This is a genomic window from Streptomyces sp. CA-294286 (genome assembly GCF_050947155.1).
Classification (GTDB): domain Bacteria; phylum Actinomycetota; class Actinomycetes; order Streptomycetales; family Streptomycetaceae; genus Streptomyces.
In genome coordinates, this window is record NZ_CP192005.1 from 5,526,736 (window position 1) to 5,540,419 (window position 13,684).

General features: G+C 72.5%; 11 protein-coding genes. 1 reads left to right on the forward strand and 10 read right to left on the reverse strand.

Annotation, left to right across the window (positions count from 1 at the left end; translation table 11 throughout):
• Positions 1-29 precede the first annotated feature (29 nt).
• The 9 genes from ACQPZG_RS29160 to ACQPZG_RS29200 all read right to left on the reverse strand — a co-directional run bounded on the left by ACQPZG_RS29160 (position 30) and on the right by ACQPZG_RS29200 (position 10,073).
• Positions 30-1,388, reverse strand: coding sequence for an MFS transporter (locus ACQPZG_RS29160; RefSeq protein WP_433548659.1), 1,359 nt, complete (start codon positions 1,386-1,388; stop codon positions 30-32).
• The gene (locus ACQPZG_RS29165; RefSeq protein ID WP_433548660.1) at positions 1,385-2,206 is read right to left on the reverse strand and encodes a Rossmann-like domain-containing protein; all 822 of its coding nucleotides are present in this window, start codon (positions 2,204-2,206) and stop codon (positions 1,385-1,387) included. Before ACQPZG_RS29165 ends, ACQPZG_RS29160 begins: the two co-directional genes overlap by 4 nt.
• 84 nt (positions 2,207-2,290) lie before the next feature.
• Complete coding sequence (locus ACQPZG_RS29170) at positions 2,291-3,115, reverse strand: phytanoyl-CoA dioxygenase family protein (protein WP_433548661.1); 825 nt, start codon at positions 3,113-3,115, stop codon at positions 2,291-2,293.
• Positions 3,116-3,185: 70 nt separating this feature from the next.
• Entirely contained in the window at positions 3,186-4,223 is a 1,038-nt protein-coding gene (locus ACQPZG_RS29175; RefSeq protein ID WP_433548662.1) for a pyridoxal-phosphate dependent enzyme, read from the reverse strand.
• A gap of 46 nt (positions 4,224-4,269) precedes the next feature.
• Positions 4,270-5,037: a methyltransferase gene (locus tag ACQPZG_RS29180; RefSeq protein WP_433548663.1), complete on the reverse strand. Its 768-nt coding sequence runs from the start codon at positions 5,035-5,037 to the stop codon at positions 4,270-4,272.
• Positions 5,038-5,144: 107 nt separating this feature from the next.
• Positions 5,145-6,713, reverse strand: coding sequence for an ABC transporter ATP-binding protein (locus ACQPZG_RS29185; protein ID WP_433548664.1), 1,569 nt, complete (start codon positions 6,711-6,713; stop codon positions 5,145-5,147).
• Positions 6,710-7,516, reverse strand: coding sequence for an ABC transporter permease (locus tag ACQPZG_RS29190; RefSeq protein ID WP_433548665.1), 807 nt, complete (start codon positions 7,514-7,516; stop codon positions 6,710-6,712). Before ACQPZG_RS29190 ends, ACQPZG_RS29185 begins: the two co-directional genes overlap by 4 nt.
• 47 nt (positions 7,517-7,563) lie before the next feature.
• Positions 7,564-8,526: an ABC transporter permease gene (locus ACQPZG_RS29195; protein ID WP_433548666.1), complete on the reverse strand. Its 963-nt coding sequence runs from the start codon at positions 8,524-8,526 to the stop codon at positions 7,564-7,566.
• Positions 8,514-10,073 (reverse strand): ABC transporter substrate-binding protein, encoded by a 1,560-nt coding sequence (locus ACQPZG_RS29200; protein ID WP_433548667.1) that lies wholly within the window; start codon positions 10,071-10,073, stop codon positions 8,514-8,516. Before ACQPZG_RS29200 ends, ACQPZG_RS29195 begins: the two co-directional genes overlap by 13 nt.
• A gap of 571 nt (positions 10,074-10,644) precedes the next feature.
• Here ACQPZG_RS29200 and ACQPZG_RS29205 point away from each other — a divergent pair.
• Positions 10,645-11,835: an acetyl-CoA C-acetyltransferase gene (locus ACQPZG_RS29205; protein WP_433548668.1), complete on the forward strand. Its 1,191-nt coding sequence runs from the start codon at positions 10,645-10,647 to the stop codon at positions 11,833-11,835.
• A 102-nt stretch (positions 11,836-11,937) separates the two neighbouring features.
• Here the strand turns inward: ACQPZG_RS29205 and ACQPZG_RS29210 are convergent, their stop codons facing one another.
• The gene (locus ACQPZG_RS29210) at positions 11,938-13,419 is read right to left on the reverse strand and encodes an MFS transporter (RefSeq protein ID WP_433548669.1); all 1,482 of its coding nucleotides are present in this window, start codon (positions 13,417-13,419) and stop codon (positions 11,938-11,940) included.
• Positions 13,420-13,684 lie beyond the last annotated feature (265 nt).

The window sequence follows — 13,684 nt, forward strand, 5'->3', positions numbered from 1 at the left end:
GGCGCGCTCCACGGGCCCCGGCTCCCGTCTCAGTCCCCCGGAGCCACGGGGGCGACGGGAGGAGTGGGGGACGCGGCCGTTGCGGCCACGAGACGGGCCAGGCCGAGTGCCACCACCGTCAGCGCGCCGAGCGAGGCCGCGACGCCCGGGTATCCGCCGAGGGCGAGGCCCACGCCGCCGAGCCCCGCGCCGAGGAAGACGCCGAAACTCATGCCGGCCGCGTTGATGCTCAGCGCCGTACCGCGCAGGGAGCCGCAGCGCCGTACGAGCAGCGTGGTGACGCACGCAGCCACCGTCGCGTGGCCGACACCCAGGAGCGCCGTCAGCGGAAGGGCCGTCAGCAGCGACGTCGTGAAGAAGACACCGACCAGCGACACCAGCGCGACCAGCAGCGCCAGGGTCATCAGCCGCTCGCTGGAGATCCTCGGCCGGTCCGCGCTCAACAGCCGCCCGGCGAAGAGGTTGCCCAGGAAGAACGAGGCGCCGCTGAGCGTCCACACCAGCGCGAACATGCCGGGCTCCAGGCCGAAGCGCTCGTCGTAGAACGCCGCGAGGTAGGCGAGGTACCCCATGAACGCCGCCGTCCGCAGCATGGCGACCAGGAGCAGCGGGACCACGCCCGGGAGCGCGCCCAGCAGCCGGAACGACTGGAGGTAGCCGGGCCCGGCCGTCCGGCCGGCGCCCTTCTCGTGCTCGCGGTCGGCCTCCCCCGGCCGGTCGGCGCGGCGGCCCCGCAGCAGGAAGAACAGGGCGAGCCCGCCCGTGACCGCGGCGATCGCCCACAGGTCCCCCTGCCAGCCCCACAGCAGGGCGGGCACGGCCACGAGGGGCGCCGCGAGCAGGGCGGTCAGCGACTGGGTGGCGGTGATGAGCGTCGCCGCGCGCCCCGAGGCCGCGTCGTTGTCGAAACGGTCGGCGGCGGCCGCGGTGAGGGCCGGGTTGAGCACGGCGGTACCCGCGCCGACGAGCACGCAGAACGCCGCCAGCAGCAGGAAGTCGCCACTCGCGCCGAGCGCGGCCGAGACGGCCAGCACGGCGAGCCCGCCCGCCGCCGCCCACTCCTTGCGCACCCGGTCGATGAGCGGTGCCAGGGCGGTGCCGACGGCCAGAGCTGCCAGCCCACCGAGCCCGCGGAGCTGTCCGAGCGCGGCGACGCTGCCGTCCGCGGTGTGCGCGATGGGCACGAGGAAGGTGCTGTAGATGGTGAAGGGCACCAGTCCGACGGCGGAGGCGAGCATGAACGGCCACAGGACGCGGGTCATCCGCCAGTCGCCCGGCACGCTCCCGCTCACCCCCCGCACGCTGTCCTTCGGGTCGGGCTCCGGTGCGGCGGCGGTCTTGTCGGTGTTCGGTGGGGAGGCCGCGGGGCCTTCGGTCTCGCGGCTCATGCCTGCCCCGCCCGGTACCGGTACAGCGTGGTCTCGTCGGCGCTGAACTGGGAGAACGGGAACGGTTCGGCGGACAGCGCGGTCACCCCGGCGCCCAGGAAGGCGCGTGCGACGGCGCTGCCGGTCTGCGCGTAGACCACCAGCGGGACGTCCTGCTTGCGGCAGTGTTCGACGATCCGGTCGAAGCTGCCGTTGCTGAGGGTCATGCCGGTGGCGACCACGGCGTCCGCCGCGGCCAGGACCTCCGCCATGTCGGTGGTGACCGGATCGCCCCAGTGGGTGGTGCGCAGGTTGAAGTCGCAGGGCAGCGGGACGCCGCCCTGCTCGCGTATCGCCGCGACGAGCGGATTGACGACGCCGATGAGTGCGACCTTCGCCCCCGCTTCGATGTCCAGGAGCCCGGCGACGGCGGCATCCCTTGCCTGCGCCCGGGTTTCCGGGGTGCCGGTGGGCAGGGCGAGGGTCTCGGCGGCGGGGTCGTCGCGGTGCGGCCGAACCCGGCCCAGGTAGGCGTCCAGCGCGGCGACGCGCACCGGGGCGGAGGCGTGCCGGATCAGGGTGTCGAGGGTGTGGCCCGAGACGTCGGCGCAGAAGTCGGGTTCCAGGTCGCCGGCTTCGAAGGAGCAGGCGCCGAAGGCGGCGCCCGACCTCAGCAGCAGGTAGTGGTTGCGGTACGTGACTTCGCTGCCCGCGAGCCGGGTGGTGTGGTGGAGCCAGAAGGCGCTGGTGACGGCCAGTTCCCGGGGGTCGGGTCCGAAGGCGCCGTCCAGCACGGCCTGTTGCAGCTCGGGGACGGAAAGCGGCGGCGAAGGAGACATGTCGATTCTTTCTGAGGGGGAGGGATGGGACGGATGAGACGTGCGCGTGGGACACACGGGTGGGGCGGCTCGCGACGAGAGGGGTTACGGAAGATCGGCCAGCCGCGCGGCGCGGTAGGGCAGACCGTCCAACCGCGGGCGCCCGGCGGGCTGGAAGCACAGCAGCAGCGAACGACGGTCGCGCTCCGTGCGGTTGGGTCCGGAACGGTGCACGACGAGCCCGGGAAACATCAGGACGGATCCGGCAGCCGCCTCCACGGTCACCGCGCCGCGTACCTCCGTGCGGGCGGTGTCGACCAGCAGCCCGGTGGGCTCCTCCCGGTCGCGGGGCGCCGGCCCGCGCAGATGGCTGCCGGGGACGATCGACAGCGCGCCGTTGTCGGCCGTGACGTCGTCGAGGAAGATCATCGCGGTGGCCACGTCCCGGGCGCCGGGTCCCGCGCAGCAGTACCAGTACGGGAAGTCCTGGTGCCAGCGGAACTCCGAACCGACCCCCGCCCGCTTGAAGTTGAGCTTCGAGGTGAAGGGCCCGAGGTGCTCGCTCCCGACGATCCGGCGCATCGGGCCGGTGATCCGCTCGTCGTCCCACAGGGCGTCCAGTACGGGATCCAGATGAGTGACGGGCGACAGGCTGCGTACGGCGGGCGGACAGGCGTCGGGTTCCCAGTGGACGGTCGTACCCTCCACCCGCACGAGCCGGTGGCCGTCCGGCCACACCGTGACGTCGGTCTCGCCGGCCCGTGACCGCTCCGTCACCCGCGCGAGCACGGACTCCGCGGCCTCGCCCAGGGCCTCCGTCGCGGCCGGATCGAGGAGGCGGGGAAGCAGGACGAAACCGCGCGCGAGCTGATCGCCGAGGGGCTTTCGGGATCCGAGGTCCAGCGGGGGCCGAGGGGACCGGGGAGACATGGGCGGACACCTTCCGGGTGACGGGGCGCGGGGGTGCGGACAGCGGGCGGCGGTGCGCCCGCGGGCGACGCTAGGCCCGTTCGGCCACCAGCAGCGGACCGCCACGCAGCAGCGCGCTGTCGGGGGAGGGCGGCCAGTCCATCGCGGACCACGGATGCCGCAACTCGCCGTGGGTCGTCACCTCGTGGGGGCGCATGGCGCCCAGCCCCGAGGCGTCGGCGTGGTGCGCGTAGGCACTGTCCACGTACCGGTGACCGGTGTCGGCGGCGAGGAAGACGTACGTCCGCCCGGTGTCGCGCTCGCGCTCCCAGAGCGTGGCGAGGTAGGCCGCGCCCGCCGACAGACCGGCGAAGATGCCGCTGGCCCGCAGGAGTTCGACGGCGCCCGACATGGCGTAGTCGAAGTTCACCCAGTGGATGCGGTCGTACAGGTCGTGCCGGACGTTCTGGAACGGGATGGAGCTGCCGATGCCCGCGATGATCATGTCCGGGTCCAGGACGTGCTCCGCGCCGAAGGTGACGCTGCCGAACGGCTGGACGCCGACGAGCGCCACGTCGCGTCCGCTCTCCCGCAGATACGTCGCGATGGCCCCCGTCGACGCCCCGGTGCCGACGCCGCCCACGAGGGACAGCGGCCCCTCCGGCACCTCCTTGCGGATCAGGTCCGCGACGTCGCGGTAGCCGAGGTAGTGGATGTCGTCGTGGTACTGCCGCATCCAGTGGTAGTGCGGGTTCTCCCGCAGCAGTTCGCCGATCCGCTCCACGCGCAGGTTCTGGTCGAGCCGCAGGTTCTTCGACGGCCGCACCTGTTCCAGGGTGGCGCCCAGGATCTCCAGCTGGACGCGCAGGGTGCGGTCCACGGTCGTGGAACCGACGATGTGGCAGTGCAGGCCGTAGCGGTGGCACGCCAGGGCGAGCGCGTGTGCGTAGATGCCACTGGAACTGTCGACGAGGGTGTCGCCGGGTGCGATCTGCCCGGTCTCCAGCAGGTGGCGTACCGCGCCGAGGGCCGAGTACAGCTTCATCGTCTCGAAGCGCAGACAGACCGCCCCCGGCGGCACGGTGACGACATCGGGTTCCTTGACGGCCTCGGCTATGTGCGCGTGCATGGCTTTCTCCTCCTGGTGGGACGGGGACGGTGTACCTGACGTGACGTCAGTTCTGCGGGTGCCGGGACAGCTTGAAGAGGTACGCCTGGCAGTTGTCGCCCTCCCAGGTCTGGCGGTGCAGGACCTCGGGTCGGAAACCCGCCTCGACCGCGTGGCCGACGATCCGCTTGAGTTCGGCCGTGTTGGAGACGACCAGGTAGATCGCGCCGTCCGGAGCCAGCAGGTCGCGGGTGACGATCTGGTCGAAGAAGCGAAGGACGATCCCCGCGCCCACGCAGACGTTGCGGACCACTGTCGGGTCGTCGCTGGTCCTGGCGGAGACCGCGGGCGGATTGAAGGTGATGACGTCGAGGCCCGCGGAGTCGGGGAACTCCTCGAAGAGGTTGGACACCAGCGGCCGGAAGACGGTGCCCGGCCGGTCCCCGACGATGCGGGCGTAGGTCTCGGACGCGGTCGCCACGCTGTCCGGGTGGACGTCGGCCGCGTAGATCTCCCGGGCGCCGCGCGTGCCGGCGATGACGGCCTCGACGCCCAGGCCGACGCCCATGGCCGCGTAGGACCTGCCCTCGACGGGGATGGTGCCGTCCAGCAGACGGTCGTGGACGAGACGGCTGGTGTCGCCGGGCTTGAACACGCCGGGCGGCAGCGCGAACGTCCAGTCGCGGTAGGCGTACGTGCGGGCGGTGTGGATGTCGGACTTCGCGCTGTTGATCGCGAGGATCTCCTCCCGGGGGAGTGTGTCGGGCAGCGCTTCCAGCACCGCGCGCGCGTCGTTGCGTGTCGCGGTCGCGTCGGCTGCGAGCCGGTCGGTCATGTGTCCTCCGTGGTGGTGGGCTGTCGGAAGGAATCCGGACGGAATTCGGGCGGACGCCGGGAGTTCCGGGACGTGCCGGGGCGGTCGGACGCCCGTCGTCCGCCGGGTCAGGAACCGGACGGGGCGGCGGCGCTCGGCTCCGGTGATTCGAGGGCCGTACGCAGGTCCATGGCGCGTACCAGCCGGCGGGTGAGCGGGGCCCGGGGCGCTTGCAGCACCTGCTCGGGCGCGCCGGTCTCGACGACGCGGCCCTCGTCGAGGACGACGACGCGGTGGGCGACCGCGGCGAGCAGCTCCAGGTCGTGGCTGACCCACAGCAGGGCTGTGCCGTGCTCCTCGCGAAGACGCGCGAGAGCGGCGAGGACCGCCGTGGTGGCGGCCGGGTCCAGGGCCGTGGTGATCTCGTCGCAGATCAGGAGGTCGGGGGCGGCGATCATCGCCCGTGCGAGCGCCGCGCGCTGCAACTCGCCGCCGGACAGCCCCCCGGGCCGTCGGTCGACGATCCCGCCGTCCAGCCCCAGCCGGCCGAGCAGCCCGTACGCCTCGGCCCGCGCCGCGCCGGGCGCCATGCCCCGCAGGCGTACCGCCGTGCGCGAGACCTGCTCGGCCACCGTGTGCCGCTCGTCGAACGACGCGCGCACCTCCTGCCACACGTACTGCACGCGCCGCTTCTGCTCCGTGGTGCGCCGCCGCAGAACGGGCAGCTCCGTGCCGTCCAGCAGCACGGTCCCGCGGCGGCGCTCGTGGAGACCGGCGACACAGCGCGCCAGGGTGGTCTTGCCGCTGCCCGACAGTCCGGCCACACCGACACAGGCACCGGACTCCAGGGCCAGGTCCACGCCGTGCAGGACCGCCCCCCGCCCCCGCCCGTGCAGATGCGCGGTGAGATCCCGCACCTCCAGGACGGGGGGCCGGCCGGGGGCGTGCGGGGTGTGGCGGACGGTGGACGGAGCGGGCCGCGCGGGCAGGGCCTCGTCCGGCGCACCGGATGCCACCACGCGGCCCCGGCGGAGCAGGACCACATGGTCGGCGAGGGCCCGTACGAGGTCGTGGTCGTGGCTGAGGAGCAGGATCGCGAGCCCGCCGCGCGCCAGCGCCGCGAGTTCCCCGGCGAGCCGCATCCGGGTCACCGTGTCCAGTCCGGTGCTCGGCTCGTCCAGGACGAGGGCGCGCGGACGGCACGCCAAGGTCTGCGCGAGCGCGACCCGTTGGCGCTGCCCGCCGGAGAACTGGTGGGGGAAACGCCGCTCGACGTCCCGGCCCGGGGTCAGTTGGGCGGCCCGGAGCGCGGCGCCCACCGCGGACGGCCCCGCGTCGTCCGGGTGGTGCAGCCGGGCGAGTTCGGCGAGGACCGCGCCGGTCCGGCGCGCCGGGTTGAGCGCGCTCCCCGGGTGCTGCGGCATGTACGCCAGGACCCGCCCGAGCAACGTGGCGGCGTCGTCCGTCACCCCGCGTTCGTCGACGGCGGTGACGCCCCCGGCGGTGACCAGGCCGCTCAGCCGTACGCCGGCGCCCGTCTCGCCGAGCAGCGCGAGCGCGGCGGTGGTCTTGCCGCTGCCGGACGGCCCGACGAGCGCGGTGACCCGGCCCGGATACAGGTCGAAGTCCACCGCGTCGAGCAGCACCGTGTCCCCGGCACGCGCGGTCAGCCCGCGTACGGTGACGAGAGCGGTCATCGGAGGTCCTCCTGGGTACGGCGTCGGGAGCGGGCCAGCACGCGGTCGGCGAGCAGGTTCAGCCCGACGGTGAACATGACGAGCAGCGCGGCGGGCGCCAGCACGGCCCACGGCTGGAGCAGCAGGCCCTCGCGGCTGCGCGAGATGCTCACCGCCCAGTCGGGCGCCGTGGGGCTGAGCCCGAGCCCCAGGAAGTTCGCCGACGCCACCAGGAAGACGGCCAGGGTGATCCGGGTGCCGATGTCGGCGGCGACCGGGGCGAGCACGGAGCGGGCGATGTGGTCCAGCTGGATGCGGACGCGCGACTCGCCCTGGACCCGCAGGGCCTCGGTGACGGGGCTGCTCGCCGCGTCCAGCGCTGCCGCCCGCACCAGCCGTGCGACGGGCGGGACGTTGACCGCGGCGACGGCCAGGGCGATGGCGATGGGGGAACCGCGCCAGCCCACCGCGATCACGCTGATCACCAGGAGCGTCGGCAGCGGTAGCAGCACGTCGAGCGGTCGGATGAGCAGTTCGTCCGCCCACCGGCGGCGGGTGGAGGCCGCGAGCAGGCCCAGGAACCCGCCGATCAGGTAGGCGACGGCGACCGCGCCGAGCGCCATGCCCAGCGCGCTGCGCCCGCCGTGCAGCAGCAGGGCCAGCACGTCCCGGCCCAGCCCGTCCGTGCCCAGGAGATGGGTGGAGTCGCCTCCGGCGTACGGGGCGGCCACACCGGTTGCCGGAGCCTCGGCGAACAGCGGCCCCAGCACCGCGACCCCCAGAGGGAGGGCGAGGAGCAGGGCGCCGACGGGCGCTGCGGCCATGACGGCCCTTCCGGCCCCGGGCGGGGAGCCGGGACGCCTCCAGAGCTTCACCGGAGGACCTCCGTCCGTGGTACGAGCCGATGGCAGAGCAGGTCGGCGGCGAGGCTGAGGACCAGGGCCGCCGCCGCGATCACCAGGGCGAGGCCCTGCACGGTGGGTACGTCCCGTGCCTCCACCGCCCGGATGAGCGCGGTGGCGACACCGGGAACGGCGAAGACCGCCTCGACGATCAGCACGCCGCCGACCAGGTTGTCGCCGACACGGGCCAGTTCCTGGACGCCGGGGACCGCCGCGTTGGGCAGCACGTGCCGCAGCACCAGGGCGCGGCGCGGTACGCCCAGGCGACGCGCCTGGACCACGTATCCGGACCTCAGCACCGTCACCACCCCCGCCCGGACCTGCCGGGAGAGCAGGCTGATCATGCGGGCGGACACCACGGCGACCGGCAGGACGAGCAGAGCCGGCTGGACGAGCAGGTCCGTGGCCTCCACGCCCACCCAGGTCGCGGGCAGCCAGCCGAGCTTCAGTGACAGTCCCGCCACGAGGAGCAGCGCCAGCACGAAGTCCGGCACGGCGTTCAGGGCGACGGTGACCGAGGTGACGGTCCGGTCCAGACGGCCCCCTTCCCGCAGACCGGACACGATGCCGAGCGCCACGGCCAGCGGGACCACCACGGCGAGCGTCACCGCGGCGAGCACCAGCGTGGTGCCCACCGTCCGGGCCAGGATGTCGAGAACCGGGCCGCCGCTGACCAGCGAGGTGCCCAGTTCGCCGGTGAGGACCCCGGACGCCCAGTCGGCGAAACGCTCCAACGGAGGTCGGTCCAGGTGGAGTTGTTCGCGCAGTGCGGCCACCTGCGCGTCGGTGGCGTCCTCGTTGTTGCGGACCTCGGCCGCGTCGCCCGGCAAAAGGGCGGTCAGCAGGAACACCAGCACGGCGAGCAGGGCGAGTTGAACGGTTCCCAGAGCGAGGCGCTGAAGTGCGTACCCACGCATCGTCAGGCCAGCCACGCCTTGTCGAAACGGGCGGAGTCCATGGTGTTGGGAGGGACCGCGGCGAGGCCGCGCACCCGCGACGAGACGCCGTTCAGCCAGTCCGGGTGACCCCAGACCAGCAGGCCGCCCTCGTCGTGCACGGTGCGCTGCAACCCGCCGTAGAGCTTGGTGCGTTCGGCTTCGTCGGTGGTGGACTGCGCCTTGGCGAAAGCGGTGTCGAAGTCCTTGCGCCGCCAGCCGGAGGCGTTGAACGCCGACGTCGACAGCAGCCGGTCGTTGACGTACGTGGGGATGGTCATCGCGCCCGAGCGGTGGCTGCCCATCACGCCCTTCGTCAGCTGGTCCTTGAAGTAGGTCTCCGACGAGCCGGTGGCGATCCTGATCCGCAGCCCGGCGTCGGCGGCCTGCTCGGCGAAGAGCGTCGCCGCCTCGACGAAGCCGTTGGCCACCGAGGAGGTGTAGAGGGTCAGCGTCTTGTTCAGCACGCCCGCCTTCTTCAGCAGCGCACGGGCGCGGGCGACGTCACGCGTCCGCTGCGGGATGTCCTCGGGGTAGTACTGGTAGCCCTTGCCGAACATGTCGTTGCCGACCACGCCCTGGCCCGCGAGCACCACCTCGACCAGCTTCTCGCGGTCGGCGAGGAGCTTGAACGCGAGGGTGACGTCCGGGTCGTCGAAGGGTTCCTGGTCGCACTTCATCACGATGGCGTGCGCCGTACTGCCCTTCGCGGCCAGGATCCGCACCGACTTGTCGGCCTGTGCGGTCCGGGCGAAGGTCGGGGTCATCTCGTAGCCGAACTCCGCCTCACCGGCCCGCAGGGCGTTTCCCCGGGCGTCCGCGTCGGCGGACAGGACGCGCAGCTCGTCGACGTACGCGCCGCCGTCCCAGTGGTCGTCGAAGCGCTCGGCGACGAAGGAGCGGCCGGCCTGGAAGGACTTCAGGCGGAACGCGCCCGTGCCCACGGGCCTGGCCGGATCCGAGTAGCGCGCGCTGACGACCGAGGTTCCCAATGTGCCCAGCAGAGCCGGGAATTCGGCGCTGGGACGGTTCAGCGCCACCTCCACCACGTTCTTCCCGGCGCTCCGGCTCTTCTTGAGGTCGATGACGGACAGCAGGCTCTGCGCGAAGTGGCTGGTGGCCTTCGGGTCGAGGATGCGGCCGAAGGTGAACAGGACGTCCTCGGGGGTGAGCGGCTTGCCGTCGTGGAACGAGGCGTCCCGCAGTGTGAACCGCCACACGGTCGCGTCGCCGTTCGGCTCCCACTTCGTGGCCAGCCGCGGCACCGGGACCATGTGGGCATCCAGCTCCACGAGCCGGTCGAACAGGGCTTTGGTGCGCGCCATGTCGACGGCGAGGGACTCCGCGTGCGGGTCGAGGGTCTCCTGTTCGCCGCCGCCGGTGAACAGGGCCCGGAACTGGCCGCCACGCCGGGGCGCCGCCTTGTCGTCGGCCGCGCCGCCGCTCGTGGCGCCGGCTCCGCAGCCGGTGAGGGCCAGGGCTCCGGCCGTACCGGCGGCACCGGCCAGGGCGAGGAACTCTCGGCGGTTGCGGAATGTCGACATGCTGCTCCCAAGTCACTTGTGCGGACGACGCACACGGAAGTCCCGGGGCAGGGGCGCGTCGGGGCCGTGGCGCCGAAAGCTTCGCCTAAACGAAAATGATTGTCAATACAATCTGACGAACCGTGGCAGGCCCGGGTCGTTGCCTCCGTCGGGGGAGCGGTCGGGCGGCTCGGGCCGGCGGCTCGGTCGACGTGTCGCTTCGGCTGCGGCTGCGGCCGGGGTGTCGACGCGTGGGGGATCGGAGCGCGGGGGCGCGGGCTCCTTCAGCGGCCAGGGGGCCGGGTTCGCGAGGTGTCGGCTCGCACCGCAGCGCACCGCAGCGCACGGCACCCCAGCGCACGGCACCGCACGGCACCGCAGCGCACCGCGGCGCGGCAGGGTGTGGACGGTGGTCGTCGGTCTCCCGGGGTGCCGCGGGGGCAGTGCGTGGCCACCGTGCCGGATGTGCAGCCCCCTCTGATCAGAGGATCGGCGGCACTTGTGCCATGCCTCACAGTGCTCGGTGCGGCTGTTCAACTCGTGGGTAGGGTAAGCAAGTTACCGACCATGAACTTCTTCCCATGGAGGACTTGTGTCCGGATCCGTCATCATCGCCGGGGCCCGAACCCCCACCGGCCGGCTACTCGGCGCGCTCAAGGATTTCTCCGGAGCCCAGTTGGGCGGCATCGCGATCAAGGCGGCGCTGGAGAAGGCGGGCGTGACGCCCGAGCAGGTCGAGTACACGATCATGGGGCAGGTGCTCACCGCGGGTGCGGGGCAGATCCCGGCCCGTCAGGCCGCGGTGGCCGCCGGAATTCCCATGAGTACCCCGGCGCTGACCGTGAGCAAGGTGTGTCTGTCCGGCATCAACGCGATCGCGCTGGCCGACCAGCTGATCAGGGCCGGTGAGTTCGACCTGGTGGTGGCGGGCGGCCAGGAGTCCATGACGCAGGCGCCGCACCTGCTGGGCAAGTCACGTGCGGGGTTCAAGAGCGGCGACGTACCGCTGATCGACCACATGATCCACGACGGGCTGTTCTGCTCGTTCGACCAGGTGGGCATGGGCGTCTCCACGGAGAAGTACAACAGCCGCTACGAGGGCCTGACCCGTGAGCGGCAGGACGCGTTCGCCGCCGCCTCGCACCAGAAGGTGGCCGCAGCCATGGCCGCGGGGCGGTTCGCCGAGGAGATCGTTCCGGTGAGCGTTCCGCAGCGCAAGGGCGACCCGGTGGTGTTCGACGCCGACGAAGGCGTACGCCCCGACACCACGGTGGAGGGCCTGGCGAAGCTGCGACCCGCGTACGTGGCCGACGGGACCATCACCGCCGGGTCGGCCTCGCAGATCTCCGACGGCGCCGCGGCGGTGGTCGTGGCGAGCAAGGCCAAGGCCGAGGAACTCGGTCTGTCCTGGATCGCGGAGATCGGCGCGCACGGCGTCGTCGCCGGACCGGACGCCAGCCTGCACGAGCAGCCGTCGAACGCCATCAAGGCCGCACTGGCCAAGGCGAAGTTGCAGCCGAGCGATCTGGACCTCGTGGAGATCAACGAGGCGTTCTCCGCGGTCGGCCTCGTCTCCACCGAGCAGTTGGGCGTCAGCCCGGACATCGTCAACGTCGACGGCGGGGCGATCGCGCTCGGCCACCCGATCGGCGCCTCCGGTGCCCGGCTCGTCCTGCACCTGGCGTACGAACTGAAGCGTCGCGGCGGTGGCCTCGGTGCGGCCGCGCTGTGCGGTGGCGGCGGGCAGGGCGACGGGCTGCTGATCCGCGTTCCGAGCGCCTGACGGCCGGCGGTCCGGCTCACCGACCGGGCGGGCAGCCCGGCCGGTGAACCGGGTTCTCGCGTGCGGCACGAGGTGCCGTGCGCGACGACCCGGCGCGTGCGTTCAGCGGTCGGGGGTGATCCCCGGCGCGTCGGCGGGGGCGGCGGGGGGAGTCCGTGGCGTCTGCTCCTGCGGCGTCGGTGACGGCCGGAGGGCCGTGAACAGCGCGCACAGGACGAGTGCGCACAAGATGTTGACCGCCATGGCGACGAGGTACACGGCGTGGAAGGACGCGATGCTTCCGGGCACCGCGCTCGACGCCATGATCGACGCGAGTCCCGCGACGCCCACCGCGCCACCCACCTGCCGCACGGTCAGCGTCATGCCGAGTCCGCTCGCGAACCTGAGCGGCGGCACGGTCCTGGCCGCGAGCGTCGACAGGCATGTGATGGCCAGTCCCAGACCTCCGCCGCCGAGCAGCGCGGCGGGCAGCCAGCCGCCCCAGAAGTTGGGCGTGGGCCCGAACAGGGCGGAGGCCCAGATCGCGTTGCTGCCCGCGAAGAGCAGCGCGCCCAGCACGGCGACCTTCACCTGGTGGTCGGGGCGGACGAGTCGCCCGGCGGCCAGTGACCCCGACATCGAGGAGACGGCTCCGACGCTCAGCGCCGCGGCCGTCTGCAGTACCGACCAGTGCCAGATCTGGGCCGCGAACAGCGGGGCGGCCAGCATCCACGCGAACATCGTCGCGTTGAGCATGCCGAGGCCCAGGCTCGCGATCTTGAAGACGGGGCTGCGCCAGACCGGGAGGTCGATGGCCGGAGCCCGGTGTGTGCGCGAGCGCAGGACGGTGGCGAGGACGAGCGCGACACCGGCGACGCCCAGGCCGAGCGTCAGAGGGTCCGTCCAGCCCCAGGTGTCCCCCTGGGTGAGTGCGGTGACCGCACCGGCGATGCCCAGGACGAGAGCGATGCTCCCGACCGGGTCGGGCAGGCGGGCGTCGGCGGCCCGTACGTCGCGGGGCAGGGCGGAGAGGCCGCCGATCAACAGCGCGGCGCACAGGGGCAGGTTGACGTAGAACACCGCGCGCCAACCGAAAGCGCTCAGGAGAACTCCGCCCGCCGCGGGTCCGATCACCGCCGAGAACCCCGCGACCGCGGACCAGGCGCCCACCGCACGCGCAATGCGCTCCCGGGGCGTGGTCGCCAGAATGAGCCCCAGGGCGGCCGGGATCATTCCGCCGGCCGCCACCCCCTGGACGACCCTGGCGGCGATGAGCCACCAGATGGACGGAGCCACCGCGCACACCAGGGAGGCGAGGGAGAAGCCCGCCAGCGACCAGAGGAAGACGGTTCTGCGGCCGACGCTGTCCGCGATCCGTCCGAACGGCGCGAGCATGGCGGCCAGCATGACCGAATATCCACTGAGCACCCAAGTCGTGCTGTTGAGCGAGGTGCCCGGGAAATCCTCAAGAATGTCCGGGAAGGCGATACTGACGATGGAGAGATCGAGGAAGGCCAGGAAGCTGGCGCCGCTGCACAACGCAAAGACGCGGGAGGTGTTGACCGCATCCGGCTCCTGCTGCCGGTCGACCGATTCGTCGGACACTGGCCGATCCCTTCATCCGGGCGCGAGCCGTCAACGCAGGTACTTGGCGGGCAGGTTGACCGTCGGCATCAGGCAACTCGCGAGCCACATAGCGGGGTTGGGTAACGCCGAAGGCTCCGACGTCACGTTGCCGGTGGCTGACGCAGAGGGAGTCTGTGGCACCAACAGGCAAGCCGTCAATGCCTGTTGAGGCGTTCAGGTCGCCAGTGTGTCGGTGTGTGTACAGTCGCCTCGTACATGTGATGACAATCACCCGGGCGGCGTC

Coding starts and splice junctions, on each gene's coding strand:
- ACQPZG_RS29160 (WP_433548659.1), bottom strand. CDS start 1,388: ATGAGCCGCGAGACCGAAGGCCCCGCGGCCTCCCCACCGAACACCGAC.
- ACQPZG_RS29165 (WP_433548660.1), bottom strand. CDS start 2,206: ATGTCTCCTTCGCCGCCGCTTTCCGTCCCCGAGCTGCAACAGGCCGTG.
- ACQPZG_RS29170 (WP_433548661.1), bottom strand. CDS start 3,115: ATGTCTCCCCGGTCCCCTCGGCCCCCGCTGGACCTCGGATCCCGAAAG.
- ACQPZG_RS29175 (WP_433548662.1), bottom strand. CDS start 4,223: ATGCACGCGCACATAGCCGAGGCCGTCAAGGAACCCGATGTCGTCACC.
- ACQPZG_RS29180 (WP_433548663.1), bottom strand. CDS start 5,037: ATGACCGACCGGCTCGCAGCCGACGCGACCGCGACACGCAACGACGCG.
- ACQPZG_RS29185 (WP_433548664.1), bottom strand. CDS start 6,713: ATGACCGCTCTCGTCACCGTACGCGGGCTGACCGCGCGTGCCGGGGAC.
- ACQPZG_RS29190 (WP_433548665.1), bottom strand. CDS start 7,516: ATGGCCGCAGCGCCCGTCGGCGCCCTGCTCCTCGCCCTCCCTCTGGGG.
- ACQPZG_RS29200 (WP_433548667.1), bottom strand. CDS start 10,073: ATGTCGACATTCCGCAACCGCCGAGAGTTCCTCGCCCTGGCCGGTGCC.